17 protein-coding genes are annotated in these 25,174 nt (G+C 68.9%); 10 read left to right on the top strand and 7 right to left on the bottom strand.

All coding sequences use genetic code 11. The features are described 5' to 3' along the window. Positions 1–67: 67 nt before the first annotated feature. The 4 genes from ABE85_RS11050 to lptF all read right to left on the bottom strand — a co-directional run bounded on the left by ABE85_RS11050 (position 68) and on the right by lptF (position 3,901). Positions 68–1,012 carry a CysB family HTH-type transcriptional regulator gene (locus ABE85_RS11050; protein ID WP_067273940.1) on the bottom strand — a complete coding sequence of 315 codons (945 nt, stop codon included), beginning with the start codon at positions 1,010–1,012 and terminating at the stop codon, positions 68–70. Positions 1,013–1,042: 30 nt separating this feature from the next. Beyond that, positions 1,043–1,468, bottom strand: a complete 426-nt coding sequence (locus ABE85_RS11045; RefSeq protein ID WP_067273937.1) for a sirohydrochlorin chelatase — start codon at positions 1,466–1,468, stop codon at positions 1,043–1,045. A 73-nt stretch (positions 1,469–1,541) separates the two neighbouring features. Next, the gene (lptG, locus tag ABE85_RS11040) at positions 1,542–2,705 is read right to left on the bottom strand and encodes an LPS export ABC transporter permease LptG (protein ID WP_067273933.1); all 1,164 of its coding nucleotides are present in this window, start codon (positions 2,703–2,705) and stop codon (positions 1,542–1,544) included. Further along, a complete protein-coding gene (gene lptF / locus ABE85_RS11035; RefSeq protein WP_082938534.1) occupies positions 2,702–3,901 on the bottom strand; it encodes an LPS export ABC transporter permease LptF in 1,200 nt (399 codons plus the stop codon). Before lptF ends, lptG begins: the two co-directional genes overlap by 4 nt. Before the next feature lie 28 nt (positions 3,902–3,929). Here lptF and ABE85_RS11030 point away from each other — a divergent pair, with 28 nt between their 5' ends. The 9 genes from ABE85_RS11030 to ABE85_RS10990 all read left to right on the top strand — a co-directional run bounded on the left by ABE85_RS11030 (position 3,930) and on the right by ABE85_RS10990 (position 18,090). Next, complete coding sequence (locus tag ABE85_RS11030; RefSeq protein ID WP_067273927.1) at positions 3,930–5,390, top strand: leucyl aminopeptidase; 1,461 nt, start codon at positions 3,930–3,932, stop codon at positions 5,388–5,390. Positions 5,391–5,445: 55 nt separating this feature from the next. Then, a complete protein-coding gene (locus tag ABE85_RS11025; protein WP_067273923.1) occupies positions 5,446–5,874 on the top strand; it encodes a DNA polymerase III subunit chi in 429 nt (142 codons plus the stop codon). Positions 5,875–6,245: 371 nt separating this feature from the next. Further along, complete coding sequence (locus ABE85_RS11020) at positions 6,246–7,388, top strand: branched-chain amino acid ABC transporter substrate-binding protein (protein ID WP_067273920.1); 1,143 nt, start codon at positions 6,246–6,248, stop codon at positions 7,386–7,388. 519 nt (positions 7,389–7,907) lie between these two features. Continuing rightward, the gene (locus ABE85_RS11015; RefSeq protein ID WP_067273916.1) at positions 7,908–9,284 is read left to right on the top strand and encodes a TIGR03013 family XrtA/PEP-CTERM system glycosyltransferase; all 1,377 of its coding nucleotides are present in this window, start codon (positions 7,908–7,910) and stop codon (positions 9,282–9,284) included. A 95-nt stretch (positions 9,285–9,379) separates the two neighbouring features. Then, the gene (gene prsK / locus ABE85_RS11010) at positions 9,380–11,518 is read left to right on the top strand and encodes an XrtA/PEP-CTERM system histidine kinase PrsK (protein WP_067273913.1); all 2,139 of its coding nucleotides are present in this window, start codon (positions 9,380–9,382) and stop codon (positions 11,516–11,518) included. Further along, positions 11,515–12,882: a PEP-CTERM-box response regulator transcription factor gene (gene prsR / locus ABE85_RS11005; RefSeq protein ID WP_067273910.1), complete on the top strand. Its 1,368-nt coding sequence runs from the start codon at positions 11,515–11,517 to the stop codon at positions 12,880–12,882. The genes prsK and prsR overlap by 4 nt, the downstream gene beginning before the upstream one ends. Before the next feature lie 43 nt (positions 12,883–12,925). Then, the gene (gene prsT / locus ABE85_RS11000; RefSeq protein ID WP_067273907.1) at positions 12,926–15,811 is read left to right on the top strand and encodes an XrtA/PEP-CTERM system TPR-repeat protein PrsT; all 2,886 of its coding nucleotides are present in this window, start codon (positions 12,926–12,928) and stop codon (positions 15,809–15,811) included. A 75-nt stretch (positions 15,812–15,886) separates the two neighbouring features. Beyond that, on the top strand, positions 15,887–17,191 hold the full coding sequence (locus ABE85_RS10995; RefSeq protein ID WP_067273902.1) for a PilZ domain-containing protein: 1,305 nt from the start codon (positions 15,887–15,889) through the stop codon (positions 17,189–17,191). Next, a complete protein-coding gene (locus ABE85_RS10990) occupies positions 17,188–18,090 on the top strand; it encodes a serine protease (RefSeq protein WP_082938533.1) in 903 nt (300 codons plus the stop codon). The genes ABE85_RS10995 and ABE85_RS10990 overlap by 4 nt, the downstream gene beginning before the upstream one ends. Before the next feature lie 76 nt (positions 18,091–18,166). On the opposite strand, the gene ABE85_RS10985 is transcribed toward ABE85_RS10990, so the two are convergent. Next, positions 18,167–19,612, bottom strand: coding sequence for an MFS transporter (locus ABE85_RS10985; protein ID WP_067282456.1), 1,446 nt, complete (start codon positions 19,610–19,612; stop codon positions 18,167–18,169). A gap of 273 nt (positions 19,613–19,885) precedes the next feature. Here ABE85_RS10985 and ABE85_RS10980 point away from each other — a divergent pair, with 273 nt between their 5' ends. Next, entirely contained in the window at positions 19,886–20,455 is a 570-nt protein-coding gene (locus tag ABE85_RS10980) for a spore coat U domain-containing protein (RefSeq protein WP_082938532.1), read from the top strand. A gap of 192 nt (positions 20,456–20,647) precedes the next feature. Here ABE85_RS10980 and ABE85_RS10975 read toward each other — a convergent pair whose 3' ends face one another. Both ABE85_RS10975 and gcvP read right to left on the bottom strand, forming a co-directional pair. Then, positions 20,648–22,039, bottom strand: coding sequence for an L-serine ammonia-lyase (locus ABE85_RS10975; protein WP_067273898.1), 1,392 nt, complete (start codon positions 22,037–22,039; stop codon positions 20,648–20,650). A 179-nt stretch (positions 22,040–22,218) separates the two neighbouring features. Continuing rightward, positions 22,219–25,104: an aminomethyl-transferring glycine dehydrogenase gene (gene gcvP, locus ABE85_RS10970; protein WP_067273895.1), complete on the bottom strand. Its 2,886-nt coding sequence runs from the start codon at positions 25,102–25,104 to the stop codon at positions 22,219–22,221. Positions 25,105–25,174 lie beyond the last annotated feature (70 nt).

Here is a 25,174-nt window from a genome sequence, read left to right as displayed (position 1 = left end):
AAACGATGGAGGGGCGGGTCTTGAGCGGGGGAGGCGCCGGACGCTGCGGTGAGTGATCAGGGCGCCGTCACAGATCGTAGTCGCTGGCCTCGCCGCTCATGGCCCGCTGCAGCAGCGTGCGGTTGAGGCGGTCGGACAGCAGTTCGGCGAAGCTGTAGACGTAGTTGCGCAGGTAGGCGCCGCGCTTGAAGGCGATGCGCGCGACGTTCTGGCCCAGCAGGTGACCGAGCGGGCGCGAGACGAGTTCGCCGCCGGGCGGGTCTTCGCGCACCGCCATCTCGGCCACGATGCCCACGCCCAGGCCCAGCCGCACGTAGGTCTTGATGACGTCGGAGTCGATGGCCTCCAGCACGATGTTGGGCTTGAGCTGGCGTTGCGCGAAGGCGCGGTCGATGCGGGTGCGGCCGGTGAAGCTCGGGTGGTAGGAGACCAGCGGCTGCGCGGCCAGGTGTTCGAGGTCGATGCGTTCGAGCTGCGCGAGGGGATGCTCCGCGCGCATCACCAGCACGTGCTGCCATTCGTAGGCGGGCAGGGTGACGAGCTCCTCGAACTGCGACAGCGACTCGGTCGCCAGGCCGACGTCGGCGGTCTCGTCGATCAGCATCTTCGCGACCTGATCGGGGCTGCCCTGGTGCAGGCCGATGTTGACCTGCGGGAACTGCTTGCGCAGCTGCGTGACCGGCGTGGGCAGCACGTATCTCGCCTGCGTGTGGGTCGTGGCGATCGACAGGGTGCCGACGTCCTGCTTGGAGTACTCCTCGCCGATGCGCTTGAGGTTGCCGACCTCGCGCATGATGATCTCGATGGACTTCAGCACCTGGCGTCCGGGCTCGGTGATGCTGCGCAGCCGCTTGCCGTGGCGCGAGAAGATGTCGACGCCGAGCTCTTCCTCGAGCTCCAGGATCGCCTTGGAGACGCCCGGCTGCGAGGTGTACAGCGCCTTGGCCGTCTCGGTCAGGTTGAGGTTGCGGCGCGCGGCCTCTTGGACGAAGCGGAACTGGTGCAGGTTCATGGCGGATTCATTGCAGGTTCATCGCAGGGCTCAAGACTCGGGAAGCACGGTCGGCGTGGCGGGGTCGAGGGGGTTGGCGGGGAGCGTGACGGCCGAGATCAGGTCCAGCGTCGCGCCCGCCATCGCGCGGATCACCGAGGGCTGCTCGCCGATGGCGTCGTGCAGCACGAACAGCACGCCGGGATGCGCGGCGCGCAGCGACTCCACCAGCGGCGGCACGTCGCGGCGCACATGGCCGCTGGCGCCGAGGAACATCGGCACGATCTGGATGCGCGTGCAGCCGACCGCGACCAGCGCGCCGGCGGCGGTGGCCAGGTCGGGCGCCATCAGCTCCAGGTAGGCCAGGGCGATCGGCAGGTCCGGGCGCTGCGTCTGCAGCGCCGCGGCGATGGCCTGGAACGGGCCGGCCCAGGCCGGATCGCGGGCCCCGTGGGCGAAGAGCAGCAGGCCGTCCATCAGCAGTCCTCCCTCGGGCGAAACGTCGGCGACCCGGGCTGGTCGTCGGCCGGGCAGGCGGCGTTCCCGCCGCTCATCGATACCGCACCAGCCAGTAGAACGCGCCCATCGAGATGCCCAGGTACAGCAGGCTCGGTGCCGAGGCGACGAGCCATGGCGTCCAGTCGCGCAGCAGGCCCAGGTGGCCGGTGATCGCGTTCAGCACCACGAAGCTGATGCCCAGCATGATCCCGCCGAAGACCTTTACGCTGATGCCGCCCGAGCGGAAGTGCAGGTAGGCGAAGGGCAGCGCCAGCGCCACCATCACCATGCACGCGAAGGGATAGAAGGCCTTGCGCCAGAACTGGATCTCGGGCTGCGCCGACGACTGCTCCTGCGAGGACAGGTGGCGCGTGTAGCGGTAGAGCTCCAGCGTGGACATGTTCCAGGTCGGCTGGACGGCCGCGGCCACCACGCCCGAAGGCAGCTGGCTCTGCCATTCGTACTTGGGCAGCAGGATCTCGCGCACCGCCGGGTTCTCGGCGAGCCTGTCCTGCGGCGCCGCCGGGTCCGCGTGCTGCGGCGCGACCAGCGCGGCGCCGTTCAGCGGCGTGCGCGTGCGCGACCACTGCATCAGCTGCACGTCGTTCATCAGCCAGCGGCCGGTCGGGTCGACGGTCGCATTCTTGGCGGTCAGCCGCGTGGCCATCGCGCCCTTGCTGTCGAACTCGAAGACCAGGACGTCCTCCATCGCGCCGTTGGCGCGGGCCCGGCCGACATGCACCGCGTAGCTGTAGTCGCCGATGCGGTCCTTCATCCAGGCGCCCTGGGCGTTGGTGACGCCGCCGGTGGCGCTGGACTTGAGCAGTTGCGCCTGCCGGTCCGCCCAGGGGTTGACGAAGTCGCCCACGACGAAGGCCAGCACCGCGAAGGCCAGCGCCATCACGCTCAGCAGGCCCAGCGCGCGCTGCGGACCGAGGCCGCCCGTGCGCAGGATGGTGAACTCGCTGGACTGCGCCAGCCGCGCCATGCTGAAGATGGTGCCGATCAGCACGGCGATGGGCATCAGCTCGTAGAAGCGGCCCGGCAGCTTCAGCAGGCTGGACCAGACCGCCAGCCCGATGCCCAGGCCCAGGCGCTGGAAGCGGTCCAGGTCGTCGATGAAGTCCAGGAAGAAGAACAGCGCCAGGAACCCGGCCATGACCAGGGTGAAGGAGCTCAGGATGTCGCGGTACAGCAGCCGCCGGACGGTTCTCATGTGGGCACTCCCGGCGTGGAGGTGGACATCGACGCCGGCGCGATCACCACGCCGGCCGGGGGCGCGGCGAAGGTCGTCTCGGCGTAGGCCGGGTTCTCGGGCGGGGCCGGCAGCACGCCGCTGCGCGGGGCGCCCAGGCGCGCGCCCTGTTCGCGCCAGAGCAGCAGCAGCAACGTCACCAGGAAGGCGCCGCCATGCAGGGCCAGCAGCGCCGGCCCCAGCTTCATCTTGCCGGCCACCACCCAGGTCTGGGTCAGGTTGATCAGGTTGAAGTAGACGATGAACGCCAGCAGCGCGAACAGCAGGTTCCAGTTGCTGGCGCGGCGCGGATTCGTCGCCGAGATGCCGATCCCCAGCAGCACCAGGTTGACGCAGCCCAGGATCATGCCGAAGCGCCAGGCCAGTTCGCCGTCGTTCTGGGGCGTGCGCTCGACCAGCAGGTCCAGCGTCGGACGCGACTTGGGCGGGCGGGTGCCGCCGACGCGCATCACCTCCTCGTCGACGACGACCTGGTACTGCTGGAACCGCGCCACCGACTTGTCGCCGTTGCGCTGGTCGACGTCGTTGCGCTGGCCGTGGTCCAGCACCAGCACGCGCTGGTTGTCCTTGTACTGCAGCGCGCCGCGCGCCGAGGTCGTGACCGACTCCAGGTGCTCGGTGTTGTTCATGATGAAGACGTTGCGCGCGGCGGCTTCATCGGTCGGGTCGCGTTCGATGAAGAACACGCGCGAGCCGTCGTTGGAGGTCTGGAACTGGCCGGGCGCGACGCGGGACAGGTCGCTGCGCTGCTCGAACTGCGCGCGCAGCTGGGCGCTGTTGTCGTTGCTCCAGGGCCAGACGATGGTCATCAGCACCGCCACGACGACCAGCACCGGCGAGGCCATCGTCAGCACCGGCCGCACGAAGCGCGTCAGGCCCAGGCCGCTGGCGAACCAGATGGTCATCTCCGATTCCTTGTACATGCGCCCCAGCGACATGACGACGGCGACGAACAGCGACAGGCTCAGCATCACCGGCAACTGGGCGAGGGCCAGATATCCCAGCGACAGCAGCACGTGCTGCGGGGCCACGGTGCCCTTGGCCGCCATGCCGAGCGAGCGCACCAGGAGCATCGTCACGACGATGGTCAGGATGACCACGAAGGCCAATCCGAAACTGCGGGCCAGTTCCTTGCGTACGGTTGAATCGAATAACATCCGGGCACTTTATCTACTTCTGGGCATTATGGACTTCCGCTCTCAGCTCGTTTCCCTCGACGCCCTGTCGTCGCACGGCGCTGACGCCCTCGTGCTGGTCGTCGCGGGCGACAGCCTGCCGGCCTCGCTCGACAAGACCGTCACCGCGCTGGTCAAGGATGCCGTCAAGCTCGGCGACTTCGAGCTGAAGGCGGGTCAGGTCTTGTCCCTGGTCCGTCCCGCCGGCCTGAAGGCCCCCAGACTGATCGTTGCCGCCAGCGGCGCGTCGCTGAAGGCCGCCCGCGCCGCGCTGGGCGCCGCGCTGGGCCAGCTCAAGGGCAAGGGCGCCGCCGGCGCCTCCGTGGCCTACGCCGGTTTCGGCGCCGAGCTGACCGAGTCCCTGGCCGAGCAGACCGTGCTCGCCGCGCTGGAAGCCACCTACGTCTACCGCGAGACCAAGCCCAGCGCGCCCGCCGCGTCCAAGCTGACGAAGATCGCCCTGCTGCACGGCAAGGACGACGTGAAGGCGGTCAAGGCCGGCCTGACCCGCGGCCAGGCGATCGGCGCCGGCATCGCCGTCGCGCGCGAGTGCGCCAACCTGCCGCCCAACATCGCCACGCCGGCCTACCTGGCCGACCAGACCAAGGCCCTGGCCAAGAGCCACGGCATCAAGGTCGAGGTCCTGGACCAGAAGGGCATCGAGAAGCTGGGCATGGGCTCCTTCCTGTCGGTGGCCAAGGGCTCCGACGTGCCGCCGCGTTTCATCGTCGCCAAGTACGAAGGCGCCGCCAAGACGCAGGCGCCGGTGGTGCTGGTCGGCAAGGGCATCACCTTCGACTCGGGCGGCATCTCGCTGAAGCCGGGCGCCGGCATGGACGAGATGAAGTTCGACATGGGCGGCGCCGCCTCCGTGCTGGGCACGCTGCGCGCCGTGGTCGAGCTCAAGCCCAAGATCAACCTGGTCGTGCTGATCGCCGCCTGCGAGAACATGCCCAGCGCCCGCGCCGTCAAGCCGGGTGACGTGGTCACCTCGATGTCGGGCCAGACCATCGAGATCCTGAACACCGACGCCGAAGGTCGCCTGATCCTGTGCGACGCGCTGACCTACGCCGAGCGCTTCAAGCCCGCGGCCGTCGTGGACGTCGCGACGCTGACCGGCGCCTGCGTGATCGCGCTGGGCGGCGTGCGCTCCGGCATGTACGCGAGCGACGATGAGCTGGCCGCCGCGCTGAGCGCCGCCGGCGAGACGGCGCTGGACCCGTGCTGGCGCCTGCCGCTGGACGACGACTACGCGGACGGCCTGAAGACCAACTTCGCCGACGTGGCGAACGTCGCCGGCCGCGAGGGCGGTTCCATCACCGCCGCGAAGTTCCTGCAGCGCTTCGCCTCCAAGTACCGCTGGGGTCACCTGGACATCGCCGGTACCGCCTGGAAGGGCGGCGGCGCCAAGGGGGCCACCGGTCGTCCGGTCGGCCTGCTGACGCACTTCGTGCTGTCGCAGGTCCGCTGAACGCCGTCGGCGTTCCCCGGAACTTCCGGAAACTGAAGAGGGAAGGGCAGGTCCGGTGACGGAAGTCAACTTCTATACCGGCGTGCCCGACCGCCAGGTCTACGCCTGCCGCCTGCTGCGCAAGACGCAGGCGGCCGGGTTGACCGTCGGCATCTGGGGACCGATGAGATTGCTGGAGCGGCTGGACCAGACGCTCTGGACCTTCGACCCGGGCGAATTCCTCCCGCACCTGCTGCTGCGCGCCGACACCCCGGCGCCGCTGCGGGAGCGCACGCCCATCCTGCTCTCGGACCAGCTCGATGCGCTGGCCGGGTGCCAGGTCTTGCTCAATTTCGAGCCCGGCGTGCCGCCAGGGCTCGAACGCTTCGAGCGCGTGCTGGAGCTGGTCTCCACCGACGCCGAGCAGGTCGCCGCGGGACGAGGCCGGTTCAAGGCCTACAAGGCGCTCGGTCTGACGCTGAATCACCACGTGATGTCGGCCTGAGCCGATTTGAAGTGGACTTGAGTCGACTTGAGTCGACTGATCCCTGCTATTTTTTCTTCAGGCGAAGCCCGCGCCGCCCCGGTGCCGGGGTGCGTCGTCGTGGTGCCGCTCAGCCCTGGGACAGGGCGCCGCTTCCGCTGAAAGGCGATCGACTGGGCGGAAATCCGCACTCCGCGTGCGAGCTGTGTGTGCGCCGTCGCACTCCTGCGAAAACCATCCGGGTTTGCCCCGGTGACAGGGGTGCCACAACGTCTGGCCCGTGACCGCGTTCACAGCATTTTCACTATGGAAACGCTTCCGCCTTTCGGGGTATGGTCGCTCGCGTTGAGAACTCAACGTCATTCCACATATCCCGAGTCGGAGGTTCCTAGATGCAATCCAAGCTGAATGTGATCGTGGGCGCAATCGCCATTGCCGCAAGCGGCGCCGCCCTGGCGCAGGATGCGGTGGTCAAGATCGGCCACGTGGGTCCCACCAGCGGCGCCATCGCGCACCTGGGCAAGGACAATGAACTGGGCGCCAAGATGGCCATCGACGAACTGAACGCCAAGGGCGTGACGATCGGCGGCAAGAAGGTCAAGTTCGAACTGCTGGCCGAAGACGACGCCGGCGATCCGAAGCAGGGCACCGCGGCCGCCCAGAAGCTCGTCGACTCCAAGGTCAACGGCGTCATCGGCCACCTGAACTCCGGCACGACGATCCCCGCGTCCAAGATCTACAGCGACGCCGGCATCCCGCAGATCTCGCCGTCGGCGACCAACCCCAAGTACACCCGCAACGGCTACAAGACGGCATTCCGCGTCGTGGCTGACGACGTCCACCTGGGCGGCACGCTGGGCAAGTACGCGGTGACCTCGCTGAAGGGCAAGTCCATCGCCGTCATCGACGACCGCACGGCCTACGGCCAGGGCGTCGCCGACGAGTTCGAGAAGGGCGTCAAGGCCGCCGGCGGCAAGGTCGTCGGTCGTGAATTCACCAACGACAAGGCCACGGACTTCACCGCCATCCTGACCTCCCTGAAGGGCAAGAAGCCCGACGTGGTGTTCTTCGGCGGCATGGACGCCGTCGCCGGCCCGATGCTGCGCCAGATGAAGCAGCTGGGCATCGAAGCCAAGTTCATGGGCGGCGACGGCATCTGCACGGCCGAACTGCCCAAGCTGTCCGCCGGCACCATCTCCGACAGCCAGGTCGTCTGCGCGGAAGCGGGCGGCGTGGAAGGCGAGTCGAAGAAGTCGCTGGATGCCTTCAAGGCCAAGTTCAAGGACAAGTACAAGGTCGAGGTGCAGATCTACGCCCCGTACGTCTATGACGCGGTCAACGTGATGGTCGACGCCATGGTCAAGGCCAAGTCCGCCGACCCGAAGGTCTACCTGCCGGTGCTGGCCAAGACGGCCGACTACAAGGGTGTGACCGGCACGATCGCCTTCGACGCCAAGGGCGACATCAAGAACGGCGCGCTGACGCTTTACACCTACAAGGGTGGCAACCGCGAGCAGCTGGCCGTCGTGCGCTGATCCAGCGTGGCGCCGGACCCCTCCGACGAGGGGATCCGGCAGTCATCGAGGTCACGGAACGCCCACTTCGGTGGGCGTTTTTTTTCGCCCGCCGCGTCCCCGTCCGTCCTTCACGTTTCCTCTCTGACAGGGTGACGACGGTACGACACGAACTGTCCCCGGTTCGGGGGGTACACCCCCTCACTCACGTGCATTGCGGCACGAGAGTCCCTCAAAGCATTCAGTCAGGGGGTTTGCACCTAACGGGGCCTACAGACAATGGCCTCCGTCAGCGCGCCGGAGGGTCGATTCGGGGATCCAGCGGCGGACGGCGAGACGGGTTCAACCGAGCCGGATTGCAAGGCGATCGCCCCTGCAAACAGGGGGCTTTCAAGCCTGGGGGTGGGAGGCATGATGCCCCCCGCAGCGAACGGGGCCTCCTCTGGCGGAGGGCGTGTTCGCGATGAGCAGTCCTGAGAGGTTCACCCGGGTCGGCGACTGCATCCCAAGAGGGTGCCGTGACCAGCTTTGGGGACGGGCATGATTCGAATTTTTAACCATTACCTCCATCGTCGGACCCTGGTCCAGGTGCTCTTCGACCTGGGCCTGATCGTCGCGGCGGTGTTCGCGGTCGCATTGAGCCAAGGCAGCAGCGAGCACATGGTGAGCTTCGCCGCGTCCTACGGCCTCTCGCTCGCCGGCGGCATGTTCGTCATCAACTCGGCGTCCGGCCTCTACTCCCAATCCCACAAGCGCTCGCTGACGCAGTCCTGCGCCCGCGCGCTCTTCGCGCTGCTGATCGGCCTGCCGCTGGCCTACGGCCTGTTCAGCCTGATCCCAGCGACCGTCTCCCACCGCGACCTGCTGACCACGACCGCCATGCTGGCCGTCGCGCTGGTCATGGTGCACCGCGTGTATGCCGCGCACTCCGGCGCGCAGGGCGCCGGCCGGACCAAGATCCTGATCTTCGGCAGCGGCCACGCCGCGCTGGCCGTGAGCGAAAGCCTGCGCGCCGCCGACCCGCATGCGCAGATCGTGGGCTTCCTGCCCGGCCCGAACGAGGTCGATCCTCAGGTGCCCGCACACGAACTGCTGGCCGCCGAGAGCCTGACCGACGCGGCGATGCGCCTGGGCGTGGACGAGATCGTCGTCGCGCTGTCCGAGCGCCGCGGCGGCAGCATGCCGCTGCGCCAGCTGCTGGACTGCAAGCTCTACGGCATCCGCGTCGTGGACCTGGCCACCTACTTCGAGAAGACGCTGGCGCAGATCAAGATCAGCCACGTCCATGCCGGCTGGCTGATCTTCGGCGACGGCTTCAACCAGGGCGTGATGCGCAGCGCCGTCAAGCGCGCCTTCGACCTGGTGTCCTCGCTGGTGCTGCTGGTCGCGACCGCGCCGATCATGGCCGTCACCGCGCTGCTCATCAAGCTGGAATCGCCCGGCGGGATCTTCTACACGCAGGAACGCGTGGGCCTGAACGGCGCGACCTTCAAGGTGATCAAGTTCCGCAGCATGCGCAACGACGCCGAGAAGGACGGCCGTCCCCAGTGGGCGACCAAGAACGACGCCCGCGTCACCCGCGTCGGCAACTTCATCCGCAAGGTCCGCATCGACGAGCTGCCGCAGCTGATCAACGTGCTGCGCGGCGAGATGAGCATGGTGGGTCCGCGCCCCGAGCGTCCGTTCTTCGTCGACGAGCTGGTCGCGCAGATCCCGTACTACGCGGTCCGCCACAGCGTGAAGCCGGGCGTGACCGGTTGGGCGCAGGTCCGCTACGAATACGGCTCGACCATCGAAGACTCCCTGGAAAAGCTTCAGTACGACCTGTACTACGTCAAGAACCACACGCTGTTCCTCGACCTGCTGATCATGCTCGAGACGGTGGCGGTGGTCCTGACGGGCCGGGGGGCGCGCTGAGCGCGACGTCGGAGCGTTCCGCTCCCGGCGACCTGTGCTCGCGCTCGTTCCCGCGCCCGTTCCTGATCGCGGCGCACGCGCCGGGACATTGATCCATGTGGGCCAACACCCTGAGCCTCGGCGCCGCGTCGGGGATCGTCGCGGTATTTGCGCATCTGGCCCTGGCGGTCGTGGTGTTGCCCCAGTTCGGCCAGCACCGTCGCCGCGCGCTGCGGCTGCAGGCCGCGCTGCTGCTGACGGCCCTGTGGGCCGGCCTTGACGCCGCGGTCGAACAGGGCTGGGTCGGCGGCCACGAGTGGCCCGCGCTCCTCCTCCTTCCCATCTGCGACGCGCTGCGCTACGGCGCGTGGTTCTCCTTCATCCTGGCGCTGATCGAGTCGCGCGACGACGACGGTCGCGCGCGCAGCGCCGGCGTCGCGCGGCCGCTGCAATGGCTGGCGTGGGCCGGCGTGGTGGCTGCCGTCGCGCTGCCGCTGTGGCGCTACTGGGGCGACGCGCCGCTGGCCGCGATGCAGCGTCCGATGACCATGGCCTGGCTGGGCCTGGGCGTGTTCGGGCTGGTGCTGATCGAGCAGATGCTGCGCAACATCGACAGCGACGCGCGCTGGAACGCCAAGCCGGTCAGCCTCGGCCTGGGCGCGGTCTTCGCGTTCGACGTGTTCGTGTTCTCGCAGGCTTCGCTCTTCGCGCAGTTCGACGGCGACGCCCTCAGCGTGCGCGCCGCCGTGCACAGCCTGGCCGTGCCCTTGCTGTGGCTGGCCAGCCGCCGGCACAAGAAGTGGCTGGACAAGCTCCATGTCTCGCGCACCGCGGCCTTCCACTCGGCGACGCTGCTGATCGTCGGCGTGTACCTGCTCGGCGTGTCCGGCATCGGCTACTACGTGCGCTACACCGGCGGCGAATGGGGCCGGGCGCTGCAGCAGGTGCTGCTCGTGGTGGGCGTGCTGGCGCTGCTGACGATGGGACTGTCGGGCTCGCTGCGCGCCAAGCTGCGGGTCTACATCAGCAAGCATTTCTTCAGCTACCGCTACGACTACCGGCAGGAATGGCTGCGCTTCACCGCGATGCTGTCGGCCAGCGCGTCGCCGGCGGAGCTGGGCGAATCGGTGATCCGCGGGCTGGCCCATCTGGTGGAGAGCCCTGCCGGCGCGCTGTGGCTGCGCCGGACACCCGCGACGGCCGCATCCGCGGAGTACCAGCAGGCCGCGCGCTGGAACCTCAACGACGACCGCCAGCCGCTCACCGCCGACGAACCGCTGCTGCGGCTGTTGCAGGAGCGCGCGTGGATCGTGGACCTCGACGAATGGCGCCGCGATCCGGCCGCCTATGAACATGCGCCGCTGCCCGATGCGATCGCCGGCGATGCGCGTCATTGGCTGCTGATCCCGTTGATCAACGCGGGTGCGCTGACCGGCTGGGTGATCCTGGGGCAGCCGCGCACGCGCCTGGAGCTGAACTGGGAAGTGCGCGACCTGCTGCGCACCGCCGCCCAGCAGGCGGCCAGCTACCTCGCGCAGATGCAGGCCGCTGAAGCGCTGCTGGAGGCGCGCAAGTTCGAGGCCTTCAACCGCATGTCGGCTTTCGTCGTGCATGACCTCAAGAACATCGTCACGCAGCTGTCGCTGATGATGAAGAACGCCAAGCGGCTGCGAGACAACCCGGAGTTCCAGCAGGACATGCTGGACACGGTGGAAAACTCGCTGGAGAAGATGCGTCAGCTGATGCTGCAATTGCGCGAGGGCGACAAGCCGCATCACGGCAGCGCCGGCGGCGTGGCGCTGACGGCGATCGCGCGGCGGCTGGCCGCGGCGGCCGTGAGCAAGGGCCGCGCGCTGGAGCTGGAGCTGCGCGACGAGGTCAGCGCGCGCGGTCATGAGGAACGCATCGAGCGCGTGCTCGGGCACGTCGTGCAGAACGCGCTGGACGCGACGCCGATCGACGGCCGCGTGACGCTGCGATTGCAGCGCGTGGGCAGCCACGCGCAGGTGGAAGTGGAAGATACTGGCTGCGGCATGTCGCAGGAGTTCATCGATCAACGGCTGTTCAAGCCGTTCCAGACGACGAAGGCGGCGGGCATGGGCATCGGCGCCTACGAGAGCTACCAGTACCTGCAGGAACTCGGAGGAAAGATCATCGTGGAAAGCGCGCCTGGAAAGGGCACCAAGGTCACCATCCTGCTGCCGCTGTTCTTTGCCCAGTCGGGCAGCGACGCCGGTCTGGTGGAGGCGCGATGAGCGCTCAACCGCCCACACTGTTGATCGTCGAGGACGACCTCGCGTTGCAGAAGCAGCTCAAGTGGTCGATGGACCGCTTCGAATCCGTCACCGCCGACGACGTCGCCAGCGCGGTGCTGCAGTTCCGTCGGCACAAGCCGCCCGTCGTCACGATGGATCTGGGCCTTCCGCCCGACCAGGACTCGACCTCCGAGGGCTTCAAGCTCCTCGAGAAACTGATCGAGCTCGAACCCGGCACCAAGGTCATCGTGCTGACCGGCCAGAACGACCAGGCCAACGCGCTGCGCGCGATCCGCATGGGCGCGTACGACTTCCTGGCCAAGCCGGTCGATCCGGACGTGCTGGTGCTGACCGTGGAGCGCGCGATGCGCCTGCACGAGCTGCAGCAGGAGAACCAGCGGCTGCTCACCCAGCAGGACGGCGAGCCCACCGGCAAGCTGATCACGCGCGACGCGCAGATGCAGCGCATCTGCCGCACCGTCGAGCGCGTCTCCGGCAGCGATGCCACGGTGCTGCTGCTCGGCGAGAGCGGCACCGGCAAGGAAGTGCTGGCGCAGTCGCTGCATGACGCGTCCAAGCGCAAGGGCCGTTTCGTCGCGATCAACTGCGCGGCCATCCCCGAGGCGCTGCTCGAGAGCGAGCTGTTCGGCTACGAGCGCGGCGCCTTCACCGGCGCGACCAAGACGACGGTCGGCAAGATCGAGACCGCGAACGGCGGCACGCTGATGCTCGACGAGATCGGCGACCTGCCCATGCCGCTGCAGGCCAAGCTGCTGCGCTTCCTGCAGGAACGCAGCATCGAACGTCTGGGCGGTCGCCAGGAGATCCCAGTCGACGTGCGCATCGTCGGCGCGACCCACCAGGACCTGAAGTCCAAGATCGAACAGAACCTGTTCCGCGAAGACCTGTTCTACCGCCTGGCGGAGATCGTGGTCGACATCCCGCCGCTGCGCGACCGCGCCGGCGATGCGGTGCTGCTGAGCCATGCCTTCCTGCGGCGCTTCTCGTCGGAGCAGCGCCGCCCGATCCTGCGCCTGGCCGACGACGCGATCCGCGCCGTCGAGGCCCACCGCTGGCCCGGCAACGTGCGCGAACTGCAGAACGTCATGAAGCGCGCGTCGATCATGGCCGACGGCGACCGCATCACGGCCGACGACCTCAACCTGCCGGTCCCGGCCGGCGGCGAAACGCCGGTGGACGCCACCGACCTCGACCTGCGCACGGTGCGCGAGCGCGCCGAGCGCCAGGCGGTCGTGGCCGCGCTGTCGCGCACCGACGGCAACATCGCCAAGGCCGCCGACCTGCTGGGGGTCAGCCGGCCGACTTTGTACGATCTGATGGCCCGCCTCGGCGTCAAGGCCTGAACCTCAACACCCACAGACCATCCGACAGCGAAAGAGACGACGCATGTCCCGCAAGCCTGAGAACACCAAGATGTCCGGACCGCTCGGCGTGGAGGACGCCGGCCAACCCTGTCATGGCCGTCAGGGCCGTCGCGCATTGCAGCGCGGCGCCACCGCGCTGGCGCTGGGCTCGGCGCTGCTGCTGGCGGGCTGCTTCGGCGAGTCCGCGCAGGACCTGGTGAAGTCCGCCAAGGGCCATCTGGAGAAGCGGGACAACAAGGCGGCGATCATCCAGCTCAAGAACGCGCTGCAGAAGGACGAGACGCTGGCCGAGGCGCGTTTCCTGCTCGCCAAGGCGCTGCTGGACAGCGGCGATGTCGCCGGCGCGGCGATCGAGGCCGACAAGGCCAAGACGCAGGGCTTCAGCGGTGACGCGCTGGTCGCGCTGCAGGTGCGCCTGCTGCTGATGCAGGGCAAGGTCGACGAGTTGCTCGGCCGCTACGGCAACGCCCATCTGCAGAACGCCGCCGACGAGGCCGACCTGCAGATGACGCTGGTCGGCGCCTATGTCGCCAAGCAGAAGATGGCCGATGCGCGCCGGGCCGCCGATGCGGCGCTGCGCGCGGCCCCCGACAGCGCCGCGGTGCGGCTGGTCAACGTGCGCCTGCTGACCAGCGAGGGCAAGCTGCCCGAGGCCCGCGCCGAGGTCGACCGCATCCTCGAGAAGTCGCCGAAGTCCGCCGAGGCCTGGCAGCTCAAGGGCGAGCTGCAGGTGCTGGCGGAAGCCCCGTCGGCGGAATCGGTCGCGAGCTTCCGCAAGGCGCTGGAGATCGACAAGAAGCTGGTCGGCGCGCATGCCGGCCTGATCAACCAGCTGATGCGCACCGGCGACAAGGCCGGTGCCAAGGACGCCGTCGCCGCGATGAAGGCGGCGGCGCCGCAGCATCCGCAGACCTACTACTACGGCGCGGTCTTCGCGATGGACTCGGGCCAGGTCAAGGAGGCGACCGACCTCACGCAGGCCTTGCTGAAGGCGGCGCCGACCAACGAGCGCGCGCTCTTCCTGGCCGGCCGCGTGGCGCAGGCCAACGGCGACCTGCGCCAGGCCGAGGCGCAATACAGCAAGATCATCCAGACGACGCCCGAGGCCCAGTCGGCGCGGGTCGCGCTGGCCCAGCTGCAGCTGCGCGGCGGCGACGCCGAGCAGGCGATGACGACGCTGCAACCCGCGCTCGACGCGAAGGCCACCGCCTCGGAGGCGCTCGCGCTGGCCGCGGAGATCCGCCTCAAGCAAGGGCAGGGCGCGGAAGCGGAACGCTTCCTGGCGCGCGCCGCCGAGGCCAATCCCAACGACGTGCGCAGCCGTGTCGGGCTGGCGCTCAACCAGATCCAGAAGGGCCAGGAAGCCGCCGGACTGACGGCGCTGCGGAAACTGGCGGCCGAGGACAAGGGCACGCTGGCCGACATCGCGCTGATCAGCGTCCTGGCGCGCAAGAAGGACAGCGAGGGCGCGTCGCAGGCGATCGCGGCCCTGGAGAAGAAGGATCCCCAGTCGGCGACGCCGTCCGAGCTGCGCGGCCGCCTGGCATTGCTGCGCGGCGACCGCGCGGGGGCGCGGGCCGGCTTCGAGGAAGCGGTCAAGCGCGACCCGGCATCGATGACCGCCGCCAACAGCCTCGCGGCGCAGGACCTGCAGGATCGCAAGGCCGAACAGGCCGTCAAGCGCTACGAGGTGGTGCTCAAGGCCGACCCGAAGAACCTGCGCGCCGAGATGGCCATCCTGGGCCTGAAGCTGACCCACCAGCTGATCGACAAGGACGCGGCGGTCAAGCGCCTGGTCGAGCTCGCCAAGCAGCATCCTGAAGAGGCGGCGCCGCGTCAGGCGGCGGTCGGCCTGCTGATGGAGAAGAAGGACTTCAAGACGGCGCTGTCGCTGGCCCAGGAAGGCGTGACGGCGAGCCCGGACAATCCGTCGCTCGTCGACCTGCTGGGGCAGGTGCAGGCCGCCACGGGCGACCGGCAGCAGGCGATCAGCAGCTTCAACAAGGTCGCGACGCTGCAGCCGCGCTCGCCGCTGGGCCCGCTGCGGCTGGCCGATCTCCATGCCCAGGCGGGCGACAAGGCCGCGGCGACCGCGGCGCTCAAGCGTGCGCAAGCCATCGCGCCCGGCGACGGGGAACTGGCCCGCAAGGTGGTCGACAAGAGCCTGCAGCTGGGCCTGCTGGACCTGGCAACGACGACGGCCAAGGCCCTGCAGACGGCGCAGCCGAAATTCGGCCTGGGCTGGAAGCTCGAGGGCGACGTCGCCCGCACGCGCAAGGACCTGCCGGCCGCGATCGCGGCCTACCGCAAGGCGGACCAGTTGGCCGTGGAGGCCGGCGCGACGGTGCCCAACACCGAGCTCGCGATCGCGCTGCACAGCGCGCTGGTGGAATCCGGCAAGAAGGATGAGGCGGATCGCTGGGCCGCCGGTTACCTGGCGAAGTTCAAGTCGGACGAGCTGTTCATGTATCACCTCGGCGACGTGGCCCTGAACGCCGGCCGTTATCCTGAGGCCGAGCAGCGTTACCAGGCGGTGCTGACGGCCAATCCGGAGAATGCCGCGGCGGCCAACAACGTCGCCTGGCTGCGGCTGCGGGCCGGCAAGGCGGACGAGGGCTTGAAATTTGCCCAGCAAGCGAACAAGCTGCGTCCCAATGTGCCGCCGTACATGGACACGCTGGCCGAGGCGCTCGCCGCCAAGGGGCAGAACGCCAAGGCCATCGAGGTGCAGAAGGATGTCGTGAAGCAGGCGCCGACCACGGCGGCGTACCGGCTGCGCCTGGCGCAGCTGTACGTGGCCGGCGGCAACAAGGGCGAGGCCGAGGCGGAACTCAAGCGCCTGGCGGACCTGGGACCGAATTTCGAGCAACAAGCCGAGGTGCGCAAGCTGCAGGCCGCGATCCGTTGAGGCGCCCGACCCTGAGGTCGATCGCCGCGCGGATCGTGTGACGGCGGCAACACCGCGCCCGGGGAGGGGACGGTCATGAGCCAGATTCGACGATCCAGCCTGCGCAAGCGGCTCCATCAGGGGCTGCGGCGCCTGTTCTCCTCGCTGCCGAAGCCGATGCGCTTCGCGGTCTACCGCCGCATGGTGGACTGCGATCCCGCGCCGTCCGAGCGCCTGGAGCTGAAGGTCGCGGAGACGCAGGAGGAGCTGGACGCCTGCTTCCGCATCCTGCACGACGCCTACGTCGGCAGCGGCTTCATGAAGCCCGACCCCAGCGGCATGCGCGTGACGATCTATCACGCGCTGCCGACGACCACGACGCTGTGCGCCAAGTACGACGGCGTAGTGGTGGGCACGATCTCGATGGTGCGCGAAGGCGTCTTCGGCTTCCCGCTGCAGTCGGTCTTCGACCTCGAGGGCGTGCGCGCCAAGGGCGGCAAGGTCGCGGAGATCTCGGCGCTGGCGGTCGCGCCGGCCTTCCGCAAGACCGGCGGCGCGATCCTGTTCCCGCTGATGAAGTTCATGCACCAGTACTGCACCGAGTACTTCGACACCCGGCACCTGGTGATCGCCGTGAACCCCGACAAGATCGAGCTGTACGAGGCGCTGCTGTCCTTCACGCGACTGCGGGAGCAGACGGTGGCGGAGTACGACTTCGCCAACGGCGCGCCGGCCGTGGGGGCGACGCTGGACCTGCACGAGGCCGATGCGCTGTTCGAGCGCCGCTACCGCGGCCGCCGGCCGGAGAAGAACCTGCACCACTACTTCTTCCGTCACCGGCTGCCCAACATCCGGCTGCCGGAGCGCCGCTTCCACACGACCAACGACCCGGTCATGACACCGGCCCTGCTGGACCACTTCTTCAACCGCGTCGTGCCGGTCTTCTCGACGATGGACGACCGCAAGAAGGCGCTGCTGTGGTCGGTGTACCGGGACGACGCGCAGTTCCGCGACGTGCTGCCGATGCTCAGCGGCGGGGGGCAGGACCTGGGGCGTTCGTTGCGGCAATACCCGCGCTACTCGATCCGCTGCCCAGGCCACCTCGACATCCGCGCGGCCAACGACAGCCAGCTGGGCCATTTCGACCTGGACGTGATCGAGGTGTCGGCGCACGGCTTCCAGGCCGAGTGCGATCACGACCTCCCGCTGAACCAGGACGGCACGGTGGATATCGAGCTCGGTCACAACGAGACTGCGCACGTCACCGCGCGCGCGGTGCGGCGCAAGGACACCGAGCAGGGGACTTTCTACGGCTTCCGCATCGACGAACCCGACCGCCACTGGCGCAGCTTCGTCTCCACGCTGGAGATGGGCACCACGACGAAGGACCTGGCCGCATGACTGGTTGTACCGATCCGATGTTCGATTCGCTGTTCGATCCGAAGAGGGATGCGACGAGTGAGCCCATCGCCGCTCGCGCAGGCGGAACGCGTCGCCGCGATCTGCTGGCGCTGGCCGCCGGCGGCGCCTTGGGTCTGGCCGGCCTGCTCAGCGCGTCCGCGCCGGCGCGCGCGCAGGAGATGTCCAACACGCTGCCCGACCTGATCGACCGCAGCCGGCAGGCGGTGGTAGCGGTGGGGACCTTCGCGGCGACCGACAACCCGCGCTTCAGCTTCCGAGGCACCGGTTTCGCGGTGGGCGACGGCCGGCGCATCGTCACCTGCGCGCACGTGATCCCGAATCCGATCGAGAAGGACCTCATGATCATGGTGCCCGCAGCGGGCAACGCATCCGGCCAGCCGCAGCTGCGGGCCGTGAAGCTGCTGCGACGCGACACGGCGCGCGATCTGGCGATCCTGGAACTGGCCGATGAGAAGGGCGCGCTCGTCGACGTGCTGTCATTGGCCGAGGCTGACGGCGACCAGCAGGTCGTGCGCGAAGGCGCCGCGATCGCGCTGATGGGTTATCCGATCGGCACGGCGCTGGGCGTGACGATGGCGACGCACCGCGGCACCGTGGCCGCGATCACGCGCGCGGCGCTGCCGGCGCCGACGTCGAACACCTTGTCCGAGCGCGCGGTGCGCCAATTGCGCGAAGGCGCGATGGAGTTCCTGCAGCTCGACGCGACGGCCTACCCGGGCAACAGCGGCGGTCCGCTGCTGGACGTCCGCACCGGCAAGGTCGTGGGCGTCATCAACATGGTGGTGCTCAAGGGCACGCGTGAATCGGCGCTGAGCGCGCCGAGCGGCATCACCTACGCGGTGCCTGTGAAGTACGTGTGGCCGCTGTTGGGGAAGTGACCGTCGGGTGACCGCCGAATGATCGCCGCCGAATGATCGCGGCGTCGCGGTCCTGACGGGCCGCGATGACTGCTGCTCAGCCGGGGGGCGCCACCGGTGCCGCCGCACCGGCCTGCGGCGCGGGCTCGCGCAGCAACAGGGCCAGCAAGCCGCCCGACGCCGCGAAGATCGCGCCGACGGCGAACGCCACGCGGTAGCCTCCGGCCAGCGCCGCTGGCATCGCGGCGCCCAGTGCGCCGAGTTCCGCCGTGCGCGCCGCCGCCAGGCTGGCCAGCACCGCCAGCCCGAGCGAGCCGCCCATCATGAAGGACGTGTTCACCACGCCCGAGGCGAGACCCGACTCACTCGGCGCGACCTCGCTCATCGCTGCCAGCAGCACCGGGTTGAACGCGACCCCCGCGCCCAGCCCCAGCAACAGCATGCCGGGCAGCACGTCCAGCCAGAATCCGCCGTCCGCCGGCGCGCGCGCGAAGAGCGCCAGGCCCAGCGCCGCCAGCAGCAGCCCGCCGCACAGCGGCTTGCGCAGCCCCAGCTTCATGACCAGCTTCGCCGACAGGCCCACCGAGAACATCGCCATGATCAGGTTGGCCGGCAGGAAACCCAGGCCCACGTGCATCGCGTCGTAGCCCAGCACCAGCTGCATATAGAGCGCCGACAGGAAGAACCACGCGAACATCGCCGCCGCCCAGAGCACGCCGATCACGTTGGACACCGCCACCGACCGCAGCCGGAACAGCGACAGCGGCATCAGCGGATGCGCGACCTTTGTCTCCAGCACGAGGAAGGCGGCGAGCAGCGCCGCCGCGGTGCCGAGCAGCCCCAGCGTGCGCGCCGAGGTCCAGCCCGCCTCGTTGCCGTTGACGACCGCGTAGACCGCCAGCATCAGCGACAGCGTGACGGTCACCGCGCCGGCCCAGTCCAGCGTCTCGTCCGGTGCGGTCGGGCCGCCGCGCCCGATGAGCCACAGGCACAGCCCGATCACGACCGCACCGATCGGCAGATTGACCAGGAAGATCCAGTGCCAGCTCAGCGTGCTGGTCAGCAGCCCGCCCAGCAGCACGCCGATGCTGCCGCCGCCCGCGCAGACGAAGCCGTAGACGCCCATGGCCTTGGCGCGTTCGCCGGGCTCGGTGAACATGTTCATGATCAGCGACAGCGAGATCGCCGACACCACCGCGCCGCCCAGCCCCTGCACGGCCCGCGCCGCGATGAGCAGTTCCTGCGTGCGCGCCAGTCCGCAGGCGGCCGACGCGGCCGTGAACAGCGCCAGGCCCGCCAGGAACATGCGCCGGTGGCCGTAGAGGTCGCCCAGCCGTCCGCCCAGCAGCATGAAGCCGCCGAAGGTCAGCATGTAGGCGTTGACGACCCAGACCAGCGAGGTCTCGGTGAAGCCCAGGTCGGCGCGGATCGAGGGCAGCGCCACGTTCACGATGGTCGTGTCCAGCACGATCATCAGCACGCCCAGGCAGAGCACGCCGAGCGCCAGCCAGCGGCGCCGTTTCGGATCAAGGTGGGATGTCATGGAAGGCAGAGGTTCGTTGGCCATCGGAGGGTGTCCGTCCCCACGACGGACGGGCCTTCGTGAAATCGACACGGACGCGTTTGTAGCAGCGGGCGGGGGCGTTCCGCCAGTGCCGTTCGCCGGCCCGGCGCCCTGTGCTGCCACCGTCTGTCAGCTGTCGGTGGATTGCCTACGCGGCCTGCCGACATCGCTGCACCGCGCGATGCGGCAAGCCTGTCTGCCGCCCAAACGCCCTGAAACGGAAGATTCGTTCCATCAACAGGGGGACACCACATGAGCACCACCAAGTACCTGAAAGCGGTCCGGGCGGAACGCAACAGCGGTTTCAAGACCGCGATGCTGCTGAGCAGCCTGGCCATCGGCGCCGGTCTGATGTTCAGCGCGGTCCAGGAGGCGCGCGGCGCCACGCCGGTGACCAACACCTTCCCGGTGACGGCCACGATCACGAGCTCCTGCACGGTGTCCGGCTCCAACCTGAACTTCGGCTCCGCGATCGATCCGCTGGTCGCCGGCACGCCGCTGGACGCCACGTCCACGCTGACCGTCACCTGCTCCAACACGACGCCCTACACGGTGGCGCTCAACGCCGGCGCGAACGCGGGCGGCGCGACCAACTTCACCAGCCGCACGATGAAGAGCGGCTCCGACACGCTGGGTTATCAGCTGTACCTGGACTCGGGCCGCAGCTCGGTCTGGGGCGACGGCACCTCGTCGTCCAGTGCCAAGAACGGCACCGGCTCGGGCTCGGCCCAGTCGCTGTCGGTCTACGGCCGCATCCCGTCGCTGGCCAGCGTCGTGCCGGGCAGCTACACCGACACCGTCACCGTGACGATCAGCTACTGAAGCTGATCCGATCCCGGTCCGCTTCCGAGATCAGGGCGACGCCATCAGAGGGCGTGCGCCCGGCAGGGAAGTCCGGACCGACCGTTTGCTCGAGTGCTGACAGCTTTCGCCGCCTGACTCGCGATTGATTCCGGCCAGCAGTACCGCCGGGGCACGCGAATCGGCCTCCCCCTCTGACACGTCGGCGGCGTGTCAGCACTCGACAATGTTCACCGCGAGACCGCCCCGGGCGGTCTCCTTGTATTTGGTCATCATGTCGGCGCCGGTCTCGCGCATGGTCTTGATGACCTTGTCCAGGCTCACGTGGTGGGTGCCGTCGCCGCGCAGCGCCATGCGCGCCGCGTTGATGGCCTTGACCGACGCGATCGCGTTGCGCTCGATGCAGGGGATCTGCACCAGACCGCCGACCGGATCGCAGGTCAGGCCCAGGTGGTGCTCCATGCCGATCTCGGCCGCGTTCTCGGTCTGCGCCGGCGTGCCGCCCATCACCGCACAGAGCGCCGCCGCGGCCATCGAGCAGGCCACGCCCACTTCGCCCTGGCAACCGACTTCGGCGCCCGAGATCGACGCGTTCTCCTTGTAGAGGATGCCGATCGCCGCGGCCGTCAGCAGGAAGTCGACGATGCCGTCCTCGTTGGCCGAATGCACGAAGCGCGCGTAGTAGTGCAGCACCGCCGGCACGATGCCGGCCGCGCCGTTGGTCGGCGCCGTGACGACGCGACCGCCGGCGGCGTTCTCCTCGTTGACCGCCAGCGCGTAGAGGTTCACCCAGTCCATCACCTGCAGCGGATCGCGCAGCGCGGCCTCCGGATGCGCAATCAGGTCGCGGTACAGCGCGGCCGAGCGGCGCTTCACCTTGAAGCCGCCCGGCAGGATGCCCTCGGTGCGGCAGCCGCGCTGGACGCATTCCTGCATCACCTGCCAGATCTTCAGCAGCCCGGCGCGGGTCTCCTCGTCGGTGCGCCAGTGGCGCTCGTTGCGACGCATGATCTCCGCGATCGAGCAGCCTTCCTTCTCCGTCAGTTCCAGCAGCTCCGCGCCCGAATTGAAAGGGTAGGGCAGCACGGTGGTGTCCGGAGCGATCTGCTTCTGCTTGCTGCCGTCGGCCAGCACTTCCTCGCTGACGACGAAGCCGCCGCCCACCGAGTAGTACACGCGGTTCTGGATCTCGTTGCCCTCGGCGTCGAAGGCGATCAGCCGCATGCCGTTGGCGTGCAGCGGCAGGCTCTGGCGTCGGTACATGACGAGGTCGCGTGCTTCGTCGAAGGCCACGACGTGGTCGCCGCCCAGCGCGATGCGCTTGTCGTTGCGGATGCCTTCGAGGATGCCGGGAATCGATTCGATGTCGACGGTGTCGGGCTCGTGCCCGGCCAGGCCGAGCAGCACCGCCTTGTCGGAACCGTGGCCCTTGCCGGTCGCGCCGAGCGAGCCGTACAGCGCCGTGGCGACGCGCACGGCGCGGTCGAGCACGCCCTCGTGCCGCAGGCGCTGCACGAACATGCGCGCGGCGCGCATCGGACCGACGGTGTGCGAGCTCGACGGCCCGATGCCGATCTTGAACAGGTCGAAGACGGAGACTGCCATGGCGAACCTCGAAGTGGATCCCGCTCCCCCGACGTCTGCGCAGGGCAGGGCGTTGGTGGAGGAGGGGGATGGGGCCCTGTTTTCGGAAGTATTAGGAGGAGGCCGCGGAGCGGCCGGGGGACATGGAGAAAACAGGGCCCCATCTCCCTCCTCGTGCTAGGCGATACGAACGAAAGGGATTACTCGTAGTCGGACAGCGGCGGGCAGCTGCAGACCAGATTGCGGTCCCCGTAGACGTTGTCCACGCGGCCGACCGGCGACCAGTACTTCACATGGCGCAGCGCCGGCACCGGGTAGGCGGCGTCGTCGCGGCTGTAGCCGTGGGCCCACTCGGTCTTGAGCAGGCTTTCGGCCGTGTGCGGTGCGTTGACCAGCGGGTTGTCCGTCTTGGACCAGGCGCCGGATTCGACCTTTGAGATTTCCTCGCGGATCTGGATCATCGCGGCGATGAAACGGTCCAGTTCGAACTTCGATTCGCTCTCGGTCGGCTCGACCATCAGCGTGCCCGCGACCGGGAACGACAGCGTCGGCGCGTGGAAGCCGTAGTCGATCAGGCGCTTGGCGACGTCCTCGGCGGAGATGCCCGAGCTGTCCTTCAGCGGACGCAGGTCCAGGATGCACTCGTGGGCCACGCCGCCGCCCTTGACGCCGTCGATGTTGCCGCTGAAGTGGATGTCGTAGTGGTCGGACAGGCGCGCCGCCACGTAGTTGGCCGACAGGATCGCGGTCTCGGTCGCAGCCTTGAGGCCGACCTCGCCCATCATGCGGATGTACATCCACGAGATCGGCAGCACGGCCGCGTTGCCCAGCGGTGCGGCGGAGACGGCGCCGATGGCGGTCTTCTCGCCCAGGCCGGCCGCGCGGTGCGCGGGCAGGAAGGGCACGAGGTCCTCGACCACGCAGACCGGGCCGACGCCCGGGCCGCCGCCGCCGTGCGGGATGCAGAAGGTCTTGTGCAGGTTCAGGTGGGACACGTCGCCGCCGAACTGGCCCGGCGCGGCGATGCCGACCAGCGCGTTCATGTTGGCGCCGTCGACGTACACGCGGCCGCCGTGTTCATGCACCAGCGCGCAGATCTCCTTGACGTGCGTGTCGAACACGCCGTACGTCGAGGGGTAGGTGATCATGATCGCGGCCAGGTTGGCGCTGTGCTGCTCGCACTTGGCCTTCAGGTCGGCCAGGTCGATGTTGCCTTCCTTGTCGCACTTGGTGACGACCACCTGCATGCCCACCATCTGCGCCGAGGCCGGGTTGGTGCCGTGCGCCGATTCCGGGATCAGGCAGATCTTGCGATGCGCGTCGCCGCGCGACTCGTGCCAGGCCTTGATGATCAGCAGGCCCGCGTACTCGCCCTGCGAGCCGGCGTTGGGCTGCAGCGAGACGCCCGCGTAGCCGGTCGCCTGGCACAGCCACGAGGTGAGCTGCTGGTCGAGCTGTGCGTAGCCCTGCAGCTGGCTCTGCGGCGCGAACGGATGCACCTGCGCGAACTCGGGCCAGGTGATGGGGATCATCTCGCTGGTCGCGTTCAGCTTCATCGTGCACGAGCCCAGCGGGATCATGCTGCGGTCCAGCGCCAGGTCCTTGTCGGAGAGCAGGCGGATGTAGCGCAGCATCTCCGTTTCGGAGTGGTGGATGTTGAAGATCGGATGCGTCAGGTAGGCGCTGGTACGCGACAGCGCCGCGGGAATCAGCGTCGAGGCCGAAGCGCCCGCGAAGACGTCCGCGACCGGCTTGCCTTCGGCGAAGACCGTCAGCAGCGCCTGCAGGTCGGCGCGCGTGGTCGTTTCGTCGAGCGTCAGGCTGATGCTGTCGTCGCTCGCCTGGCGCAGGTTCATGCCGGCGGCGACGGCGGCGGCCAGCACCGGGCCGGTGTGCGCGCCGGTCTTCACGTGCAGCGTGTCGAACGAGGTCTCGTGGACCAGCGTCAGTCCCAGCGCCTTCAGGCCCTGCGCCAGCACGGCGGCGTAGGCGGCCACGCGCTGCGCGATGCGCTTCAGGCCTTGCGGGCCGTGATAGACGACGTACATGCTGGCCACGACGGCCGGCAGCACCTGCGCGGTACAGATATTGGAGGTGGCCTTCTCGCGGCGGATGTGCTGCTCGCGGGTCTGCAGCGACAGGCGGTAGGCGGGCTTGCCGTGCGAGTCGACGGACACGCCGACCAGGCGGCCCGGCAGCGAGCGCTTGAACTCGTCGCGGCAGGCCATGTAGGCGGCGTGCGGGCCGCCGGCGCCCATGGGCATGCCGAAGCGCTGCGTGGTGCCCACGGCGATGTCGGCGCCTTGCTCGCCCGGCGACGCGATCAGCGTCAGCGCCAGCAGGTCGGCGGCGGCGACCAGCAGGCCGCCCTGCGCGTGCACCGCGTCGGCGATCGCCTGCAGCGGACGGACCACGCCGGTCACGCCAGGGTACTGCACCAGCGCGCCGAAGCATTCAGTCTTGCCGGCGTCCTCGGCCTTGCCGACATGCACGGTGATGCCCAGCGGCTCGGCGCGCGTGCGCACCACTTCCAGCGTCTGCGGCAGCACGTCGTCGGCGACGAAGAACACCTGGCTCTTGCTCTTGCCCATGCGCGCGGCCAGCGTCATGCCTTCGGCGGCGGCGGTGGCCTCGTCCAGCATCGACGCGTTGGCGATGGCCATGCCGGTCAGGTCGCAGACCATGGTCTGGAAGTTGACCAGCGCTTCCATGCGGCCCTGCGAGATCTCGGCCTGGTAGGGCGTGTAAGCGGTGTACCAGGCGGGGTTCTCGAGGATGTTGCGCAGGATCACGCCCGGCGTGATGGTGCCGTGGTAACCCTGGCCGATGAAGCTCTTCAGGATCTGGTTCCTGCCCGCGATCGTCCTGAGTTCGGCCAGCGCCTGCGACTCGGTCACGGCATCCGGCAGGTCCATCTTCGCGGCGCGCTTGATGGCGGCCGGGACGATGGCATCGATCAGCGCGGCGCGCGACGCGGCGCCGATGGCCGAGAGCATCAGCGTCTCGTCATGGGCGTCGGGACCGATGTGACGGGCATGGAACTCGGCAGAGTTTTCAAGTTCGGCGAACGAGGGCAGGGCGGACATGGCGGGGCGATCCTGGAGAGAAGAATTCATTGCCGCAGGGCCCGCAGGCCCTGCGTGCATCGCTCAGGCG

It is taken from the genome of Mitsuaria sp. 7 (assembly GCF_001653795.1).
GTDB lineage: Bacteria > Pseudomonadota > Gammaproteobacteria > Burkholderiales > Burkholderiaceae_C > Roseateles.
The sequence above is the reverse complement of the archived record's forward strand: the minus strand, read 5'-3'. Positions and strand labels throughout refer to the sequence as shown.

Excerpts from the sequence above, each read along its gene's own strand:
- ABE85_RS11045 (WP_067273937.1), bottom strand. The coding sequence starts at position 1,468 with ATGGACGGCCTGCTGCTCTTCGCCCACGGGGCCCGCGATCCGGCCTGG.
- prsT (WP_067273907.1), top strand. The coding sequence starts at position 12,926 with ATGTCCCGCAAGCCTGAGAACACCAAGATGTCCGGACCGCTCGGCGTG.
- prsK (WP_067273913.1), top strand. The coding sequence starts at position 9,380 with ATGTGGGCCAACACCCTGAGCCTCGGCGCCGCGTCGGGGATCGTCGCG.
- ABE85_RS10985 (WP_067282456.1), bottom strand. The coding sequence starts at position 19,612 with ATGACATCCCACCTTGATCCGAAACGGCGCCGCTGGCTGGCGCTCGGC.
- lptF (WP_082938534.1), bottom strand. The coding sequence starts at position 3,901 with ATGTTATTCGATTCAACCGTACGCAAGGAACTGGCCCGCAGTTTCGGA.
- ABE85_RS11030 (WP_067273927.1), top strand. The coding sequence starts at position 3,930 with ATGGACTTCCGCTCTCAGCTCGTTTCCCTCGACGCCCTGTCGTCGCAC.
- lptG (WP_067273933.1), bottom strand. The coding sequence starts at position 2,705 with ATGAGAACCGTCCGGCGGCTGCTGTACCGCGACATCCTGAGCTCCTTC.
- ABE85_RS10995 (WP_067273902.1), top strand. The coding sequence starts at position 15,887 with ATGAGCCAGATTCGACGATCCAGCCTGCGCAAGCGGCTCCATCAGGGG.
- ABE85_RS10980 (WP_082938532.1), top strand. The coding sequence starts at position 19,886 with ATGAGCACCACCAAGTACCTGAAAGCGGTCCGGGCGGAACGCAACAGC.
- ABE85_RS11050 (WP_067273940.1), bottom strand. The coding sequence starts at position 1,012 with ATGAACCTGCACCAGTTCCGCTTCGTCCAAGAGGCCGCGCGCCGCAAC.
- ABE85_RS11015 (WP_067273916.1), top strand. The coding sequence starts at position 7,908 with ATGATTCGAATTTTTAACCATTACCTCCATCGTCGGACCCTGGTCCAG.
- ABE85_RS10990 (WP_082938533.1), top strand. The coding sequence starts at position 17,188 with ATGACTGGTTGTACCGATCCGATGTTCGATTCGCTGTTCGATCCGAAG.
- prsR (WP_067273910.1), top strand. The coding sequence starts at position 11,515 with ATGAGCGCTCAACCGCCCACACTGTTGATCGTCGAGGACGACCTCGCG.
- gcvP (WP_067273895.1), bottom strand. The coding sequence starts at position 25,104 with ATGTCCGCCCTGCCCTCGTTCGCCGAACTTGAAAACTCTGCCGAGTTC.
- ABE85_RS10975 (WP_067273898.1), bottom strand. The coding sequence starts at position 22,039 with ATGGCAGTCTCCGTCTTCGACCTGTTCAAGATCGGCATCGGGCCGTCG.
- ABE85_RS11020 (WP_067273920.1), top strand. The coding sequence starts at position 6,246 with ATGCAATCCAAGCTGAATGTGATCGTGGGCGCAATCGCCATTGCCGCA.